This window comes from Thiobacillus sp. SCN 63-57, from assembly GCF_001725555.1.
GTDB lineage: Bacteria > Pseudomonadota > Gammaproteobacteria > Burkholderiales > Thiobacillaceae > Thiobacillus.
The window spans coordinates 13,494-29,767 of sequence record NZ_MEGP01000037.1 but is presented as its reverse complement, the minus strand read 5'-3'; the positions used below and the strand labels follow the sequence as shown (position 1 = coordinate 29,767).

Annotated in this window: 19 protein-coding genes and 1 rRNA gene; 6 read left to right on the top strand and 14 right to left on the bottom strand. The window is 61.6% G+C overall.

Annotated features, from left to right (window positions below; genetic code table 11):
- Together ABT23_RS13450 and tyrS are read right to left on the bottom strand one after the other, a co-directional pair.
- Positions 1–95, bottom strand: a 16S ribosomal RNA gene (locus ABT23_RS13450); the annotation flags it as partial.
- 256 nt (positions 96–351) lie between these two features.
- Positions 352–1,542 carry a tyrosine--tRNA ligase gene (tyrS, locus tag ABT23_RS13445; protein ID WP_296636298.1) on the bottom strand — a complete coding sequence of 397 codons (1,191 nt, stop codon included), beginning with the start codon at positions 1,540–1,542 and terminating at the stop codon, positions 352–354.
- A 170-nt stretch (positions 1,543–1,712) separates the two neighbouring features.
- On the opposite strand from tyrS, the gene ABT23_RS13440 reads away from it, so the two are divergent.
- Both ABT23_RS13440 and ABT23_RS13435 read left to right on the top strand, forming a co-directional pair.
- Positions 1,713–3,029 (top strand): peptidoglycan DD-metalloendopeptidase family protein, encoded by a 1,317-nt coding sequence (locus ABT23_RS13440; protein WP_296636297.1) that lies wholly within the window; start codon positions 1,713–1,715, stop codon positions 3,027–3,029.
- Positions 3,026–4,144: an anhydro-N-acetylmuramic acid kinase gene (locus tag ABT23_RS13435; protein WP_296636295.1), complete on the top strand. Its 1,119-nt coding sequence runs from the start codon at positions 3,026–3,028 to the stop codon at positions 4,142–4,144. The genes ABT23_RS13440 and ABT23_RS13435 overlap by 4 nt, the downstream gene beginning before the upstream one ends.
- A 63-nt stretch (positions 4,145–4,207) precedes the next feature.
- Here ABT23_RS13435 and erpA read toward each other — a convergent pair whose 3' ends face one another.
- From erpA to rplM, 4 genes are all read right to left on the bottom strand, one after another.
- Positions 4,208–4,558, bottom strand: a complete 351-nt coding sequence (gene erpA / locus ABT23_RS13430) for an iron-sulfur cluster insertion protein ErpA (RefSeq protein ID WP_018507883.1) — start codon at positions 4,556–4,558, stop codon at positions 4,208–4,210.
- Positions 4,559–4,649: 91 nt separating this feature from the next.
- Positions 4,650–5,678, bottom strand: coding sequence for an N-acetyl-gamma-glutamyl-phosphate reductase (gene argC, locus ABT23_RS13425; RefSeq protein WP_296636294.1), 1,029 nt, complete (start codon positions 5,676–5,678; stop codon positions 4,650–4,652).
- Between the two features lie 127 nt (positions 5,679–5,805).
- Entirely contained in the window at positions 5,806–6,198 is a 393-nt protein-coding gene (gene rpsI / locus ABT23_RS13420; RefSeq protein ID WP_296636292.1) for a 30S ribosomal protein S9, read from the bottom strand.
- Positions 6,195–6,641: a 50S ribosomal protein L13 gene (gene rplM, locus ABT23_RS13415; protein WP_018507881.1), complete on the bottom strand. Its 447-nt coding sequence runs from the start codon at positions 6,639–6,641 to the stop codon at positions 6,195–6,197. The genes rpsI and rplM overlap by 4 nt, the downstream gene beginning before the upstream one ends.
- 116 nt (positions 6,642–6,757) lie before the next feature.
- Between rplM and ABT23_RS13410 the strand changes: the two genes are divergently transcribed.
- Both ABT23_RS13410 and ABT23_RS13405 read left to right on the top strand, forming a co-directional pair.
- Entirely contained in the window at positions 6,758–7,519 is a 762-nt protein-coding gene (locus ABT23_RS13410) for a YdcF family protein (RefSeq protein ID WP_296636291.1), read from the top strand.
- Between the two features lie 9 nt (positions 7,520–7,528).
- Positions 7,529–7,945, top strand: a complete 417-nt coding sequence (locus ABT23_RS13405) for an OsmC family protein (protein ID WP_296636288.1) — start codon at positions 7,529–7,531, stop codon at positions 7,943–7,945.
- A 216-nt stretch (positions 7,946–8,161) separates the two neighbouring features.
- On the opposite strand, the gene ABT23_RS13400 is transcribed toward ABT23_RS13405, so the two are convergent.
- On the bottom strand, positions 8,162–9,217 hold the full coding sequence (locus ABT23_RS13400; protein WP_296636285.1) for a porin: 1,056 nt from the start codon (positions 9,215–9,217) through the stop codon (positions 8,162–8,164).
- A 293-nt stretch (positions 9,218–9,510) separates the two neighbouring features.
- Here ABT23_RS13400 and ABT23_RS13395 point away from each other — a divergent pair, with 293 nt between their 5' ends.
- Positions 9,511–10,368: a neutral zinc metallopeptidase gene (locus ABT23_RS13395; RefSeq protein WP_296636282.1), complete on the top strand. Its 858-nt coding sequence runs from the start codon at positions 9,511–9,513 to the stop codon at positions 10,366–10,368.
- 12 nt (positions 10,369–10,380) lie between these two features.
- Positions 10,381–10,833 carry a YaiI/YqxD family protein gene (locus tag ABT23_RS13390; RefSeq protein WP_296636279.1) on the top strand — a complete coding sequence of 151 codons (453 nt, stop codon included), beginning with the start codon at positions 10,381–10,383 and terminating at the stop codon, positions 10,831–10,833.
- Here ABT23_RS13390 and clsB read toward each other — a convergent pair.
- From clsB to ABT23_RS13355, 7 genes are all read right to left on the bottom strand, one after another.
- Positions 10,826–12,019, bottom strand: coding sequence for a cardiolipin synthase ClsB (clsB, locus tag ABT23_RS13385; protein WP_296636276.1), 1,194 nt, complete (start codon positions 12,017–12,019; stop codon positions 10,826–10,828). The genes ABT23_RS13390 and clsB overlap by 8 nt on opposite strands.
- Entirely contained in the window at positions 12,019–12,771 is a 753-nt protein-coding gene (locus tag ABT23_RS13380; RefSeq protein ID WP_296636273.1) for an endonuclease/exonuclease/phosphatase family protein, read from the bottom strand. The genes clsB and ABT23_RS13380 overlap by 1 nt, the downstream gene beginning before the upstream one ends.
- 7 nt (positions 12,772–12,778) lie before the next feature.
- Complete coding sequence (gene nudB, locus ABT23_RS13375; RefSeq protein WP_296636270.1) at positions 12,779–13,219, bottom strand: dihydroneopterin triphosphate diphosphatase; 441 nt, start codon at positions 13,217–13,219, stop codon at positions 12,779–12,781.
- Entirely contained in the window at positions 13,216–13,521 is a 306-nt protein-coding gene (locus tag ABT23_RS13370; RefSeq protein ID WP_296636267.1) for a DUF2322 family protein, read from the bottom strand. Before ABT23_RS13370 ends, nudB begins: the two co-directional genes overlap by 4 nt.
- Positions 13,518–15,314: an aspartate--tRNA ligase gene (gene aspS / locus ABT23_RS13365; RefSeq protein WP_296636265.1), complete on the bottom strand. Its 1,797-nt coding sequence runs from the start codon at positions 15,312–15,314 to the stop codon at positions 13,518–13,520. Before aspS ends, ABT23_RS13370 begins: the two co-directional genes overlap by 4 nt.
- A gap of 10 nt (positions 15,315–15,324) precedes the next feature.
- Positions 15,325–15,873, bottom strand: a complete 549-nt coding sequence (locus tag ABT23_RS13360; RefSeq protein ID WP_296636262.1) for a DUF502 domain-containing protein — start codon at positions 15,871–15,873, stop codon at positions 15,325–15,327.
- 69 nt (positions 15,874–15,942) lie between these two features.
- A complete protein-coding gene (locus ABT23_RS13355) occupies positions 15,943–16,203 on the bottom strand; it encodes an FmdB family zinc ribbon protein (RefSeq protein ID WP_296636260.1) in 261 nt (86 codons plus the stop codon).
- Positions 16,204–16,274: the final 71 nt, after the last annotated feature.

The following is a 16,274-nucleotide window of genomic DNA, read 5'->3' as shown; positions in this document are numbered from 1 at the left end:
GCCACCAGGAGCAAGCTCCCGTGCTGCCGTTCGACTTGCATGTGTAAAGCATTCCGCCAGCGTTCAATCTGAGCCAGGATCAAACTCTTCAGTTCAATCTCTGCAATTACTTCAAATACTTCGCTCAACTCAAATGAATTACTTCATCAAAGTGTGAGCATTTATGCTAGTTGTCAGACCAACCGAAGTCAGCCCAACTACCGCAACAACACCCACACCTATCGGCTGTAAATTGTTAAAGATCAATCGATTAGCTTTGCTCTTCGCGGTTTGCGTGTCGCGCTGCGTTTCGAGAAGGTGCGCATTCTACAGAGCTAAAACCATCCGTCAACAGTTTCAGCAAAATTAATTTTAAATAATTGTGACGCGAGCGAATTTTCGCTTGCCGACCTGGGCCACAACCGTTGCCCCCACCGGCACCGCCGCGCCTTTATCTGCCACGCGTTCGCCGTCCAGCCGCACCCCGCCGCCTGCAATCTGACGGATGGCGTCCGAGGTGCTCGGCACCAGCCCGGCCTGCTTCAACAGTTGCGGCACTGGCAAAACCCCATCGATCCCAGGCAGACTGATTTCCGGCATCTCGTCAGGCAGCGCGCCCTTTTGGAAGCGCGCCTCGAATTCGGCCAGCGCCTGGGCCGCCGCCGCCGGGTTATGAAAGCGCGCCACGATTTCCTGTGCAAACCGCACTTTGATGTCACGCGGATTGGCGCCATCGGCCACCTGCCGCTTCCAAGTGTCAATCGTCACGAGCGGTTCGAATGACAGCAACTGGATATAGCGCCACATCAGATCGTCGGAAATCGACATCAGTTTGCCGAAGATCTCCTGCGGGGGCTCGTTGATCCCAATGTAGTTGCCGAGCGACTTCGACATCTTGTTGATGCCATCCGTCCCCTCGAGCAGCGGCATGGTCAGGATGCATTGCGGGGCTTGCCCGTGATGCTTCTGCAACTCGCGTCCCATCAGCAGGTTGAATTTCTGGTCGGTCCCTCCCAGTTCGACGTCCGCCTTCAGTTCGACTGAGTCGTATCCCTGGATCAGCGGGTACAGAAATTCATGGATGGCGATCGGCTGCTGGCTGGTGTAACGCTTGTGGAAATCATCCCGCTCCAACATGCGCGCCACCGTATGGGTCGCCGCCAATCGGATCATGCCGACCGAGCCCAGCTTTTCCATCCACTCCGAATTGAAACGCACCTCGGTCAAGGCCGGGTCGAGGATCTTGAACACCTGCTCCTGATAGGTCTTGGCGTTTTCGGCGACCGCCTCACGAGTCAGGGGTGGGCGCGTAGTGTTTTTGCCCGTAGGGTCGCCGATCATGCCGGTGAAATCTCCTATCAGGAAAATGATTTTGTGCCCCAGCACCTGAAACTGGCGCAATTTGTTCAGCAACACCGTGTGCCCCAGATGCAAATCCGGCGCCGTGGGGTCGAATCCCGCCTTGATCCGCAACGGCCGGCCCGTTTTCAGCTTGTCGACCAGTTCCGCCTCAACCAGCAGTTCGTCGGCCCCACGCTTGATTTCCTGCAACGCATCCTGCATCAAATACCTTTCCAGTACAGGTCAAGTTTGTCCGGGCCTGACCGTAAAACACGAATACCATTGCGTTCAACACAGGGCGCTGCGCACGCAAGCCACTGTTTGGATTGAACAAATACCATCGGGGTCATTTGTGGTAGACTCCCGGATCGATTACGGAAGGGAAACGGTCCATGCCGCTCACCAAACTGAGAATCTTAACCTATCGCATGACGGGAGCGGAACGCCGCTTCAGCCTGCGCACCTTGGTTGCTCTCTCCAGCTTGCCGCTTTTTGGCGTTGTTGCCGCCTTTGGCCTGGCACCCGACACCACCACCACTGATATCACTCCCGAAACGATCACCGAAGCGATCGCCCTTCCCACTTTGGCCGGCGCGGCCAACAGCGGTACGTTTGAACGGGAAACCGTGATCCAGTCGGGCGATACGATCGCCAGCGCGCTGGGCCGGTTAAAAATCGACGAACTTGAAATCCAGCGCCTGCTGGCCACCGATGCAGTCCGCCAACTGGCGACCAACATACGGGCCGGCAAACATATTCAGGCAACTACCACGCCGGATGGCCAGTTGCTGAGCATCCGGTTTGAACGTCGTGACGGCCCCACCTTGACCGTCCTCCATCAGGGCGACAGCTACATCGCACAGGACAGCAGCGACCAGGTCGAATCACGTGTGGTCATGCGCTCCGGCCATATTGTGTCGTCGCTCTACGGCGCAACCGACAGCGCGGGCATTCCCGACAAGATCGCCGACAAAATGGCTGAAACCTTCTCAACCAACATCGATTTCCGCGAGGACCTGCGCCGCGGTGACACGTTCTCGGTCATCTACACGGTCAACTATCGCAACGGCGAGCCCATTTCCACCGGAAACCTGCTGGCGGCGGAGTTCGTCAACGCCGGCAAGGCCTACCGCGTTGTGCTGTATCGCGACGCATCGGGGCATGAAAGCTATTACACGCCCGAAGGTCTGTCACTGAAAAAGGGCTTCCTGCGTTCGCCTCTCGAGTTTTCCCGCGTCACCTCCAACTTCAGCAGTTCCCGCATGCATCCCGTGCTGGGTTACGCACGCGCGCATACTGGCGTCGACTTCGGTGCGCCAACCGGCACCCGCGTCAAGGCCACCGGCGACGCCACCGTGGAGTTTGCCGGACGCCGTGGCGGCTACGGCAATCTCGTCATCCTGCGCCACCAGAACGGCTACGAAACCTACTACGGCCACCTGAGCGCCTTTGCCCCCGGTATTCGCCGTGGCCGCGCCGTCAGCCAGGGGGACATCATTGCCTACGTCGGCGCCACTGGCGTCGCCACCGGTCCGCACCTGCATTACGAAGTCCGGATTGCGGGCAAGCCTTACAACCCGCTGTCCGTCAAACTGCCGGGGTCTCCTCCGTTGGCTGCCGCACAGCGTGCCCGCTTCCTGCAGCAGACTGCAAGCTGGTCAGAGAAACTGGGCCTGCTGCGCGGCACCAATCTTGCCGCACTCGATTGAGTGCAGGGCAGACGCATGAGGCTGAACACTACGTCGGCCTCATGTCCGGCACCAGCCTGGACGGCGTCGATGCAGTTCTCGCCGAAATAGGGCCCGCCGGCCAAGTCCGGCTCCTTCACTCCCATTACCTGCCTTATCCGGATACGCTGCGCACGCGGCTCTTGGCGCTGCATACGCCGCAATCCGACGAGATCCACCTCGCCGCCCTCGCCGCCAATGAACTGGCACGCCTGTACGCGGACACGGTCAAGTCGCTGCTTGACGGCTTCACTGCCGATAGGGTGCGAGCAATCGGCTGCCACGGCCAGACTCTGCGCCACCGCCCAGAGGAGGGCTACACGCTGCAGATCGGCAACGCGGCCCTGCTGGCCGAACTCACCGGGATCGCGGTAGTTGCCGACTTCCGCAGCCGCGACATTGCGGCGGGAGGCCAGGGGGCGCCGCTGGTTCCTGCCTTTCACGCCCAAGTCCTGAGACACCCGGACACGCACCGCGTCATCGCGAATATCGGCGGTATCGCCAACATCACCGATTTACCGGTGAACGGTCCCGTGCGTGGCTGGGACACCGGCCCCGGCAACATGCTGCTGGATGCGTGGATCAAGCGCCACAGCGGCGTCCATTACGACCGTGATGGCGCCTGGGCCGCCAGCGGAAGCGTCCACCCCGGCCTGCTGGCGACATTGATGGGGCACGCCTACCTGCAACTCCCCCCGCCCAAGAGCGCAGGACGCGAACAGTTCAATCTGGACTGGCTGGACGCCGGCCTAGGCAGTCTGGATGAAGCGCTCGCGCCATCCGACGTGCAGGCCACCCTGCTCGAATTCACCGCCATGAGCCTCGCCGACGCAGTCAACCGTGAATGCACGGGCGCGCATGAACTCTATGTCTGTGGCGGCGGTGCGCATAACAGGGCGCTGATGCAACGTATCAGCGCCCATCTGCCAGGCATCCGGGTGGCAACCACCGCTACGCTGGGCATCGACCCGGACTGGGTTGAAGCGCTCGCCTTTGCCTGGCTGGCAAGGCAGACGCTGCATCATGCACCGGGCAATCTGCCTGCGGTCACCGGCGCGCGGGGAGAGCGTGTCCTGGGGGCGATTTACCCGGCCTGAGGGCGGTGCCGGAAAATAAAAAAGCGGCCGAGGCCGCTTTTTTATTTGTTGCTGTGCCAGCGCTTACGCCGAGAACGACGAGCCGCAGCCGCAAGTGGTGGTGGCGTTCGGGTTCTTGATCACGAACTGCGCACCCTCCAGACCTTCCGAATAGTCGATCTCGGCACCCACCAAGTACTGGAAGCTCATCGAATCGACCAGCAGGGTGACGCCGTTTTTCACCATCACGGTGTCGTCGGCATTCTGCGCTTCGTCGAAGGTAAAGCCGTACTGGAAGCCGGAACAGCCACCACCGGAAACGAACACGCGCAGCTTCAGGTCGGGGTTGCCTTCCTCGTCGATCAGGTTTTTGACTTTGCTGGCTGCGCTGTCAGTGAAGATCAGCGGGACTTCCATTTCGGTTGCTGCATTCATAATGATGCTCCTTGAAAACGTGTGAGGTGATTATCCGCATCACCCAGCTTGCGTCAAGCAAAGACCCTGCTGGGGCCGCGGAGTTCCGCGGCTAGGGCAGCATGCCTACATCGCCCAGCGCCGTATCTTCAGGCAAATCGAACAGGATGTTCATGTTCTGCACCGCCTGCCCCGCCGCGCCCTTGACCAGGTTGTCGATCACCGACAGCACCACCACGGTGTCGCCGCCCTGCGGCCGGTGCACGGCGATGCGGCAGACGTTGGCCCCACGCACCGAACGGGTTTCCGGGTGCGCGCCGGCCGGCATCACGTCGACAAAGGCCTCGCCCGCATAGCGCTTCTCGTACAGGGCCTGCAGGTCGACGTCGCCGCTAATGCGGGCGTAGAGGGTGGCATGGATGCCGCGGATCAGCGGCGTCAGGTGCGGCACGAAGGTAAACCCCACCGATTTGCCGGCAAAGCTGTCCAGCCCCTGCTTGATTTCCGGCCAGTGGCGATGGCCGCCGACGGCGTAGGCCTTGAAGTTGTCGGCCGCCTCGGCGAACAGGATGTGGGTTTCCGGCTTGCGCCCGGCGCCCGACACGCCCGACTTGGCATCCGCCACCAGGAAGCCGGTGTCGACCGCGCCGGCCTCCAGCAGCGGCAGAAAACCCAGCTGCACCGCCGTCGGATAGCAGCCCGGGTTGGCGATCAGCCGCGCGCCCCTGATCTTGTCGCGATTGATCTCGGGCAGGCCATACACCGCCTCGGCGACCAGGTCGGGACAGGCGTGCTCCATCTTGTACCACTTCTCCCACACCGCGATGTCCTTGATACGGAAGTCGGCCGCCAGGTCGATCACCTTGACGCCGGCGTCGAGCAGCGCGCGCGTCTGCTGCATCGCCACCCCGTTGGGAGTGGCGAAGAACACCACGTCGCAGTTTTCTAGGCCGGCTTCTTCCGGCGTGGAAAACGCCAGCTTCACGCGTCCGCGCAGGTTGGGAAACATGTCCGCCACAGGCATGCCGGCCTCCTTGCGCGAGGTGATGGCCTTCAGTTCCACCCGTGGATGGCGTGCCAGCAAACGCAGCAGCTCGACCCCGGTGTAGCCTGTGCCGCCGACAATACCGACTTTGATCATGATGTGAATCCCTACGAAGAATGAGCTTGATGAATGTGGCGAAGAACCGCTTTATTGTAAGACACGCAAGGTGCGGATATAAAAAAAGCCGCCCTGAAAAGGACGGCTTTCTTGTGCGGACCCGCGCTTAGCGCTTGGAGAACTGCTTGCGACGACGCGCCTTGTGGAAACCGACCTTCTTACGCTCGACTTCGCGTGCATCGCGGGTCACCAGACCGGCGGCCTTCAGCGTAGGCTTCATTTCGGCATCCAGATCGATCAGTGCACGGGTAATGCCGTGACGCACCGCACCGGCCTGGCCCGATTCGCCGCCGCCCGAGACGTTGACCATGATGTCGAAGCGGCTCAGGTTGTCGGTCAGCGCCAAAGGCTGGCGCACGATCATGCGGCCGGTTTCGCGCGAGAAATACTCGTCCACCGGCCTGTCGTTGACGACGATCTTGCCGCTACCGGCCTTGATGAACACACGGGCAACCGACGATTTACGACGTCCCGTACCGTAGTTGTAGTTACCGATCATGATGCGGCCTTAACGTTGAGGTCGAGGGGCTGGGGCTGTTGGGCTTCGTGCGGATGGTCCGCGCCCGCGTAAATCTTCATTTTCTTGATCATGGCGTAGCCGAGCGGGCCTTTGGGCAGCATGCCCTTGACCGCCTTCTCCAGCGCACGGCCGGGGAAACGCTCCTGCATCTTGTCGAAGTTCGTTTCGTAGATGCCGCCGGGATAGCCGGAGTGGCGATAGTATTTCTTGTCGAGGCCCTTGTTGCCGGTCACGACCATCTTGCTGGCGTTGACGACCACGATGTAGTCGCCCGTGTCGACGTGGGGCGTGAATTCGGGCTTGTGCTTGCCGCGCAGACGGCGGGCGATCTCGGACGCCAGGCGACCCAGCACTTTGTTATCGGCGTCAACCACGAACCAGTCGCGTTTGACTTCATGCGTTTTAGCGGAAAAGGTTTTCATGACCCAACCTCTGCACAGAGGACATTCTCGGAAAGCCGGGCATTTTAACTGCCGAGCCGGAACAAAGTCAAACACTGTCTGCAAACAGCCTGCCGGACTGGCATACAATCCCCGCCATGACCGCCTGGCTTGCCACCAACCTGATCGCCCTGGCCTTGCTGCCCCCATTGTCGCTGGTGATCCTGCTGGTCGCCGGGCTTATTGTCCATCGTCGCCACCCCCGCCTGGCCATGTCGCTGATCCTGCTATCCACCGCTGCACTCTATGCCCTGTCCACCCCCTGGGTGGGCGGCCTGTTGCAAAAAAGCCTGGAAATCAGCACGCCCATTTCCGCGAGCCAACTGCAGGCAGCGGAGGCCATTGTCGTCCTCGGCGGCGGGCGGCGGCTCAACGCAGCCGAGTATGGCAGCGACACACTCAATGGGCTCAGCCTGGAACGCCTGCGCTACGCCGCCTTTCTCCACCGTGGCAGCGGCCTGCCCATCCTGGTCACCGGCGGCAAACCCGGCGGCGGCGCCTTGTCCGAGGGCCGCATCATGCAGCACATCCTGCAAAACGAGTACGGCATCTCGCCCCAGTGGGTCGAAGACGCCGCGCTCACAACCTGGGACAACGCCCGCCTGTCAGCCCGGCTGCTGCGCAGTGCCGGCGTTCGACATATCGTCCTGGTCACCCATGCCTGGCATCTGCGGCGCGCCGTCCCGTTGTTCGAAGCCCAAGGGCTCAGCGTCATCCCCGCCGGCATCCAGTTTTCCAGCACGCGACTCGACTCCATTCTCGATGTCCTGCCCACGCCTGCCGGCCTGCGTGACAGCACCTTTGCCCTGCACGAATGGCTGGGCATTTTGTGGTACAAACTCCGCTCGAATTTTGTCTGAAGGACCTCCATGAAAGCCCGCGTCAAACTCATCGAAGGCGTCAGTTTTGTCGGCCAGAGCGAATCCGGCCACAGCGTCGTCATGGACGGCCCACCCGATTCCGGCGGCAAGAACCTAGGGGTACGCCCGATGGAAATGCTACTGCTTGGATTAGGTGGCTGCTCCGCCTTCGACGTCGTCCACATCCTGCGCAAGAGCCGCCAAGCTGTCACCGACTGCGTCGCCGACCTGTCCGCCGAGCGGGCCGACACCGATCCCAAGGTATTCACCAAAATCCACGTCCATTTCACCGTCACGGGCAAGGCGCTCGATCCCAAGCGTGTCGAACAGGCCGTGAAGCTCTCTGCCGAAAAATACTGCTCGGCCTCGATCATGCTCGGCAAGGTGGCCGAGGTGACGCACGATTTCGAGATTCAGGAAGCCTGAGCGGTTCGAGGCCTGTTTCGCGCTCCCGCACCCGGCGCTCCGCGCCCGCCGAGTCGCCGCTCGCCCTCGATCATGCTCGGCAAGGTGGCCGAGATCACGCACGATTACGAGGTGGTAGACGGCTGAACGCACCAAGGCTTGCCCGTCAAACAGGCTGGCATAAAAAACGGGCTCCCGCAGGAGCCCGCTCAATAAGACTAATTAGCTTGAGCCGGATTAGAACTTGTGGATCATGCCGATTGAGAACGCATCAGGATCCTTGCCTGATGCGATCGTCAAGTCATCACCATGTCCGCCGCCGCCCATCACGGAGAACTGGGCGTTCGCGTCATTCTTGGTCTTGGCGTAGGCAATGTAAGCCAGCGTACGCTTGCTCAGGCTGTAGTCGTAGCCAACCACGTACATCTTAGCGCCACTGTCAGCCAGAGTATCGTCCTTACCTGCCTTATAGAACTGGCCCTTGATTTCACCGTTGCCCAATTTGTAACCGGCGCCCAAGCCCCAGACATCACGATCCGCACCACTGACACCACGCTGATCTTTCGACTTCGAGTAAAGTGCGACCATCTTCAGATCACCCATGTTATAACCAGCGCCCAGACGCCAGTTGGTTTCGTCGCCGGTACCGGTGGTGAGGTTGTTGCGCTGGTAGGTTGCGCCAGCAAACAGCGGGCCGTTTTCATAGTTGGCGCCAAGGCTGTAAGCGTCGGTGTTGTTATTCGTAGTGGTGCCCGCGCTGTCGAAGTTGGTCGAGTAATGCACGGAAGCCGAGAAACCGCTGAACGAAGGGGTGTCGTAACGAATGCCGTTGTCGAAACGCTCTTCCCAAGAATTGTTACTGGAAACAAGTGCGCCGGAGGCTGCATCCGAGCGCAGCAGGTTGCGGGTGTCGCCAATACGGTTGTTAAACAGGTCCAGCTTGCGGCTAAGCGTCTTGGTCGGAGTATCGAAGTAACCCAGACGGACCGTACCGAAGCCGCCCTTGAGGCCGACAAAGGTATCGCGTGCTGAGGTAAAGGATGCACCCCGTCTTTCACCGCCCAGGGTGGTCTCGACCTGCCAGATGGCATTCAGGCCGCCGCCCAGGTCTTCGGAGCCCTTGACGCCCAACGCGGAAGCGTTGCTGGAGACGTTGGTACCGCTATTGCTACCATTGTCCAGCACATCAACGGACATGTGCAGGTTACCGTAAATATCGACGTTGGACGTCGCAGCGAAGGCGGGAGCAGCAAAGGCGGAAGCCAGTGCCAGCGCGATCAGTTTCTTTTGCATTGCATATCTCCTTGGATGACAGAATGTTTGTAAAGCTCTGCAGAGCTGTCCTGCACGGACATGTGCTTAAGGGACGCAGTCGATTATCCAGACTCCCTTCCGGCCAGCAAGAAAAGTTGTTGTTTTTTCCATCTAACAGACCGAAAAGTGTTGTTTTGTTGCACATACGCAACGAATGGCCAGACGGGGCGCGGACGCCTGACGGAACGACGCAGTCCAATCCTGCCAGGCGCTGCATTGACGCGGCGGCGATGACTACAATAGCCACCTGCATGTAACCAACGGAGAAGCCCATGCGCTGGGAAAACGGACGCCGTAGCGACAACATCGAAGACCGGCGCGGCATGCGCGTGAATGGCCGCGGGCTGGCCGGCGGCGGCATCGGGGCAATCATCCTGGCTTTGGTGGCGATGTATTTCGGTGTGGATCCGTCGGTCATCCTGAATCAGGCGGGCAGCCTGGCCCCGACACAGGAAACGCACCAACCCGCATCGTCCAACCCGGAGGAGGACAAGCTGAAGGATTTCATGTCGGTGGTCCTGGCCGACACGGAAGACGTGTGGGGCACGCTGTTCAAGGAATCAGGCAAGTCCTACCAGCCGCCCACGCTGGTGTTGTATTCCGGCGCGGTGCAGTCGGCATGTGGGTTCGCCGAGGCAGCAATGGGGCCGTTCTACTGCCCGGGCGACCACAAGTTGTACCTCGACATGCGTTTCTTCAACGACCTGGCCAAACGCCACGATGCGCCCGGTGATTTCGCGCAGGCCTATGTGGTGGCGCACGAAGTCGGTCACCACGTGCAGACCTTGCTGGGCATTTCGGACAAGGTCGACGCAGCGCGCCGCCGCGCAAGCGAAGCCGCCGGCAACGCGCTGCAGGTGCGGATGGAACTGCAGGCCGACTGTTTTGCCGGGGTGTGGGCTTACCACGCCAACCAGGCGCGGCATGTTCTGGAGCCGGGCGACATCGAGGAGGCGCTCGCGGCCGCAGCAGGGGTGGGCGACGACCGCCTGCAACAGCAGGCGCGCGGCTACGTGGTACCGGAATCCTTCACCCACGGTTCGTCTGCCCAGCGGATGCGCTGGTTCAGCCGCGGCATGCAGGACGGCAATCCGGGGCAGTGCGACACCTTCAAGGCGACCCGGCTGTAAGCCGAACGAACCATGCACATCTGGGTGGATGCCGACGCCTGTCCGGCCGTGATCAAGGACATCCTGTTCCGCGCGGCAGACCGGATGCAGGTGCCGCTGACGCTGGTGGCCAACCGCCTGCTGCGGGTCCCGCCTTCACCTTATATACGCGCACGGCAGGTGCAAATGGGTTTCGACGTGGCCGACCGCCACATCGTGGACGAGGTCGCGGACGGCGATCTGGTGATCACCGCGGACATCCCACTGGCGGCCGCGTTGATCGAGAAAGGGGCGTCCGTCCTGTCGCCGCGGGGCGAGCGCCATAGCGCCGACAACATCCGCGAACGGCTGGGCCTGCGCGATTTCATGGAAAGCCTGCGCGGCGCCGGGGCGGACATCGGCGGGCCGGCCGCGCTGTCGGCGGCGGATCGGCAGGCGTTTGCCCGGCAACTCGACCGCTTTCTGGCACGGCGTGGCGTTAAATGAGTCGCCCTGCTCCGGCCAGTCCCACCATCAGCCGCACGCCGCCGTATGCCAGCCAGGACATCATGCGCCGCAGCCAGGAACGGCGTTGCCAGTCGGCCGGGTCGAGCGCGACGGACTGGTCGAGCGCATGCTGTAGACGCTCCCGCAGGTCGTGCGCAAACCCTGCATCGTTGACGACGAGGTTCGCCTCGCGCGCCAGCAGCAGGCTGAACGGATCGATATTGCTGGAACCCACAGTCGCCCAATGGCCGTCGACTACGGCCACCTTGGCATGCAGTTCGCTCGCCTTGAATTCGTAAATATTCACGCCGGCGGCAAGCAGATCGCGGTAAAGCGCACGCGCCGCCGCCTGGAAAAAGAGGTGGTCGGTATGTCCCTGCACCAGCAGGTGAACCGGCACACCGCGCGCGGCAGCCTTTTTAAGCAGCTTTCTGAACCGGTGTCCCGGCAGGAAGTAGGCATTGGCAATGACGATTTCATCGCGCGCCAGGGCCAGCGCGGCAAGATAGACACGCTCGATGTCGCGGCGGTGGGCAAAATTGTCGCGCACCACGAAGGCGGCACGCACATGGCCATCGGTCGGCCAGGACGCTTCGATCGCGACTGTGCGCCCGCGTCCCTGCAGTTGCGTGAAGGCCACCAACCGCCAAAGATGGCGGACGCTTCGGTGGATGGGGACGAGCAACGGCCCGCGGACTTCCACGCTGTAATCGAGCCGCGGCGTGGCAAGGTGCACTGGCTCGAAATCGCCAATGAGATTCATGCCCCCAATGAAGGCAATGCGGGCATCGATCACCGCTAGCTTGCGATGCAGCCGCCGCAGACTCCTGGGATTGGAGCGCCAGCCGCTGCCTACCAAGGGACGATAGGCCCGTACACTGACGCCGGCCGCTTTCAATGCGTCGAGCCAGTCGGCCGGCAGGTCGCGCGAACCCACGCCATCGATCAGCACACGCACTTGCACGCCGCGCCTGGCTGCGCCGATCAGGGCATCGCGCACGGCCACGGTGCTGGAGTCCGCGTTGAAAATGTAGGTTTCGAGGTGGATCTCGTCGCGTGCGGCATCGATCGCGGCAATCAATGCCGGAAAGAATTCCGCGCCGCTTTGCAACAGGCGCAACTGGTTGCCGGAAACCGGCTCGACGCCGCGAAAGAAGGATGGATTTAAACGGCTGCGCGCGGTCATCAGGCCGGGCTGAGCGAGGCGGTCAGGGCGGCATGGTCGGAAATACGATGCCAGGCGTTGCCGGTATGAACCTGCGCCGCCTGGATGCTGAAGCGCCGCACATAGATGCGGTCAAGCTGGAACATGGGCAGGATGGAAGGGTAACTGCGCGCCGACTTGCCGTGGTGAGCCTCGAATACCTCGACCAAACCCAGTTCGCCCTCGAAAAACCGTCCTGTCCGCACCAGCCAGTCGTTGAAGTCGCCCGCCAGGATCAAGGGCGCATTGTCCGGCACCATAGCCCGCACGCGCGCGACGATCATCGCCAACTGGCGTTTGCGCCCACGTTCGGTCAGGCCGAGATGCACGTTGATGCAGTGCACCGGCACGGCGATGCCGGGCACCTCGACCTCGCAATGCAGCATGCCGCGGCTCTCGAACGCATGGGCGGAGATGTCCTCGTTCTCCCAGGTGAGAATCTTGTAGCGCGACAGGATGGCATTGCCGTGGTGGCCGGTGTCGTAGATACAGTTCTTGCCATAGGCGAAATCGGTATAGACCTGGCCGGCCAGGAATTCATGCTGGGGCCGGTTGGGCCAGTGCTGGAAACGGCTGGCACGCAATCCATGACTGCCCTGCACTTCCTGCAAAAAAACGATGTCGGTTCCCAGCGTGCCGAGACGGTCACGCAACTCATGCACCGTCAGGCGCCGGTTGAATTGCGACAGGCCCTTATGGATGTTGTAACTGGCGATATGCAGCGGAGAGACCATAAGCCCATTATAGGCGCGTGGGCAGCAGGCGAATCGCCGCTGCATTGCTGGATGAAAAGCAGCGCTCAGCCGCCACATCCCAGGGCAGCCACACATAACGCAGATGCTCACGCGGCGCCAGCGTGATCGGCAACGGCCCGGGCAGGCGCAGGCCGAACACGTGCTCAGTATTGTGGGTCACGCCTGGCGCATAGCGGTGGCGCCAACGCTCGTAAATTTCGTAGCGGGTTTCAATGTCCCAGGGGGTCAATTCGAACTGGCTGGCGTCGAGCCCGGTCTCCTCGCGCACTTCGCGGATCGCGGTCTCAATCAGCGTTTCGCCTTCGTCCTGCGAGCCCGTCACCGACTGCCAGAGGCCCGGTGCATCGGCGCGTTCCATCAGCAGCACCTGGCCGTCCTGCGTGTAGATGACGACCAGCACCGAGACAGGGATTTTATGCACGATCAAACGATGCGGGCGTTGAGCGGAACACCCGTCGCCAGGATGGCGATCAAACGGTCGATATTGGGGTGCTTGCCAGGGTGGCGACTGGCATCCTCGGTGTGTTCGGCGAAAATCGCCAAGCCTTCTGCGGCGGCCTCGGCATTGATCATGCCGTATTCCTGCGCGAGATAGGCATACACCCGGAACGACCCGGCGGTACCGGGTGCATTGGCGATCGTCGCAATCTCGGCGCCGGTGGAGTCGCTCAATACCAGTGTCTCGCCCGAAAACTCTGGCAGGGTTTTCAGGGTGTCGGCGAATTTCATCCCGCCGCCTTCTCCGTGGGCGCGGTGTTGCGCAGCCGGATATGCAGTTCGCGCAGTTGTTTTTCGTCCACCACGTTGGGCGCGTTGGTCATCAGGCAGGAGGCGCGCTGGGTCTTGGGGAAGGCGATGACGTCGCGGATCGACTCGGCGCCGGTCATCAGGGTAACCAGGCGATCAAGGCCGAATGCCAGGCCGCCGTGCGGGGGGGCGCCATACTGCAGGGCATCGAGCAGGAAGCCGAATTTCTCGCGGCGCTCTTCCTCGCCGATGTTCAGCGCTGCGAACACCTTCTCCTGCACCTCCTCTTTATGGATACGCACCGAGCCGCCGCCGACTTCCCAGCCGTTCAGAACCATATCGTAGGCCTTCGACAGGCACTTGCCCGGATCGGTGGCGAGCCAGTCCTCGTGGCCGTCCTTGGGCGCGGTGAAGGGGTGGTGCAGCGCATCCCAGCGGTTCTCATCCTCGTTGTATTCGAACATCGGGAAATCGACCACCCACAGCGGCGCCCAGGCGCGTCCATCGACGTGGCCCTTCTCGTGGCCGATTTTCAGGCGCAGCGCACCGAGTGCGTCGTTGACCACCTTGGCGCGGTCGGCGCCGAAGAAGATCAGATCGCCATTCGCCGCGCCGGTCCGCTCCATCACCGTACGCAAGGCGGCTTCGGAGAGGTTCTTGACGATGGGCGACTGCAGGCCGGCTTCGTTCAGCTGGCTGACGTCATTGACCTTGATGTAGGCCAGGCCCTTGGCGCCGTAGATCTTGACGAACTCGGTATAGCCGTCGATCTCGCTGCGCGAGAGCGCGGCGCCGCCAGGGATGCGCAACGCGGCGACGCGTCCTTTCGGGTCGTTCGCCGGGCCGGAGAACACCTTGAAGGCGACGTCCTTCATCGCGTCGCCGACGTCGACGATTTCCAGCGTCACCCGCATGTCGGGCTTGTCTGATCCATATTTATTCATCGCCTCGGCGTAGGACATGCGCGGGAAGGCGGCGGGCAGGTCGATGTCCTGCGCCTTCTTCATCATGTCGCGGATCATGCCCTCGACCAGGTTCATGATCTCTTCCTCGCCCATGAACGAGGTTTCCAGGTCGACCTGGGTGAACTCGGGCTGGCGGTCGGCGCGCAGATCCTCGTCGCGGAAGCACTTGGTGATCTGGAAGTAGCGGTCGACACCCGCCACCATCAACAGTTGCTTGAACAGTTGCGGCGATTGCGGCAGCGCGTAGAACATGCCGTCGTGCACCCGGCTCGGCACCAGGTAATCGCGCGCGCCTTCGGGCGTCGAGCGCGTCAGCATCGGCGTTTCGACTTCCATAAAGCCGTGCGCGTCGAGATAGTCGCGCATGATCTTGGACACGCGGTAGCGCAGTTTGAGGTTCTTCTGCATCGGCTCGCGGCGCAGGTCGAGGTAACGATACTGCAGGCGGATGTTCTCGTTGATGGTGTCGTCGTCGATCTGGAAGGGCGGTGTCAGCGAAGGGTTCAGCACGTCCAGCTTTTTGGTCAGCAGTTCGACCATGCCGGTGGTCATGTTGGGATTTTCAGTGCCTGCGGGGCGCGGCCGCACCAGCCCCTCGATCTTCAGCACGAACTCGGAGCGCACGTCTTCGGCCAGCTTGAATGCCTCCGGGGTGTCGGGGTCGATCACCACCTGCATCATGCCTTCACGGTCGCGCAGGTCGATGAAGATGACGCCGCCGTGGTCACGCCGGCGGTGCGCCCAGCCGCACAAGATGACGGTATTGCCGATGTCGGCGGCCGTGACGGCGCCGCAGTAATGTGTACGCATAGTGGTTTTCCTAGTAACTGCCCCGTCCCGACTCGCCGGAGGCGACGCCCATCGAGACGATGTATTTCAATGCGCGATCGACCGACACATCCAGTTCGACGACCTCGCTCTTTTTCACATAAAAATAGAATCCGTTGACCGGGCTCGGCGTGGTGGGGATGAACACCGCGACGTGTTCCTCTGGCAGCACGCGCGCCACTTCGTCCGGAAGATTGGTCTGAAACGCCAGCGACCACGCCTGCGGATGCGGATAACGCACCAGCAGCACCTTGCGGAAGGCATGACCGCTGCCCGACAAAAGCGTGTCGGACACCTGTTTGACGCTGCCGTAGATGGTCTTCACCACCGGGATGCGGGTCAATTGCCGCTCCCAGAAGTCGATGATCTTCTGGCCGAAGAAATTGGCGCCAAACACGCCGGTCAGCATGATGATCAACAACGTCAGGATCACGCCCAGGCCAGGAATCCGCAGCCCAAGCCAGGCCTCGGGCTGCCACGCGGCCGGCAGCACCCCCAGCGGCACCCAGATCAGCAGGCCGGTAATGAAATAACGCTTCATACGTGCAATTCAATCAAAAACGAAGAAGCGGACGGCTCGCACCGTCCGCTTCCCGGTTTTCTGGCCTCGTCAGTTACACGCCGGACACGCACCCGTGCCGCAGGCGGGCGAAGGTGCCTCGGACTTCGTTTCCGCAGGCTTGCTGCCGCCGCCTTTGAAATCGGTGGCATACCAGCCGGTTCCCTTCAGGGCGAAACCGGCCGCCGTCACCTGCTTGGCATAAGTGGCTTGGCCACAAGAGGGACACACCGTCAGCGGCGCATCAGACACTTTCTGCATTTCATCCTGGGCGAAGCCGCAGGCGGTGCATTGGTAGGCATAAATCGGCATAAAAATTCTCCGACAATCAAGAAGTTGCGGAATTATACCCAGATGGACACAAGTCCCCAAACAGCGGCTGA

Coding starts and splice junctions, on each gene's coding strand:
- tyrS (WP_296636298.1), bottom strand. CDS start 1,542: ATGCAGGATGCGTTGCAGGAAATCAAGCGTGGGGCCGACGAACTGCTG.
- ABT23_RS13440 (WP_296636297.1), top strand. CDS start 1,713: ATGCCGCTCACCAAACTGAGAATCTTAACCTATCGCATGACGGGAGCG.
- erpA (WP_018507883.1), bottom strand. CDS start 4,558: ATGAATGCAGCAACCGAAATGGAAGTCCCGCTGATCTTCACTGACAGC.
- argC (WP_296636294.1), bottom strand. CDS start 5,678: ATGATCAAAGTCGGTATTGTCGGCGGCACAGGCTACACCGGGGTCGAG.
- rpsI (WP_296636292.1), bottom strand. CDS start 6,198: ATGATCGGTAACTACAACTACGGTACGGGACGTCGTAAATCGTCGGTT.
- rplM (WP_018507881.1), bottom strand. CDS start 6,641: ATGAAAACCTTTTCCGCTAAAACGCATGAAGTCAAACGCGACTGGTTC.
- ABT23_RS13410 (WP_296636291.1), top strand. CDS start 6,758: ATGACCGCCTGGCTTGCCACCAACCTGATCGCCCTGGCCTTGCTGCCC.
- ABT23_RS13405 (WP_296636288.1), top strand. CDS start 7,529: ATGAAAGCCCGCGTCAAACTCATCGAAGGCGTCAGTTTTGTCGGCCAG.
- ABT23_RS13400 (WP_296636285.1), bottom strand. CDS start 9,217: ATGCAAAAGAAACTGATCGCGCTGGCACTGGCTTCCGCCTTTGCTGCT.
- ABT23_RS13395 (WP_296636282.1), top strand. CDS start 9,511: ATGCGCTGGGAAAACGGACGCCGTAGCGACAACATCGAAGACCGGCGC.
- ABT23_RS13390 (WP_296636279.1), top strand. CDS start 10,381: ATGCACATCTGGGTGGATGCCGACGCCTGTCCGGCCGTGATCAAGGAC.
- clsB (WP_296636276.1), bottom strand. CDS start 12,019: ATGACCGCGCGCAGCCGTTTAAATCCATCCTTCTTTCGCGGCGTCGAG.
- ABT23_RS13380 (WP_296636273.1), bottom strand. CDS start 12,771: ATGGTCTCTCCGCTGCATATCGCCAGTTACAACATCCATAAGGGCCTG.
- ABT23_RS13370 (WP_296636267.1), bottom strand. CDS start 13,521: ATGAAATTCGCCGACACCCTGAAAACCCTGCCAGAGTTTTCGGGCGAG.
- aspS (WP_296636265.1), bottom strand. CDS start 15,314: ATGCGTACACATTACTGCGGCGCCGTCACGGCCGCCGACATCGGCAAT.
- ABT23_RS13360 (WP_296636262.1), bottom strand. CDS start 15,873: ATGAAGCGTTATTTCATTACCGGCCTGCTGATCTGGGTGCCGCTGGGG.
- ABT23_RS13355 (WP_296636260.1), bottom strand. CDS start 16,203: ATGCCGATTTATGCCTACCAATGCACCGCCTGCGGCTTCGCCCAGGAT.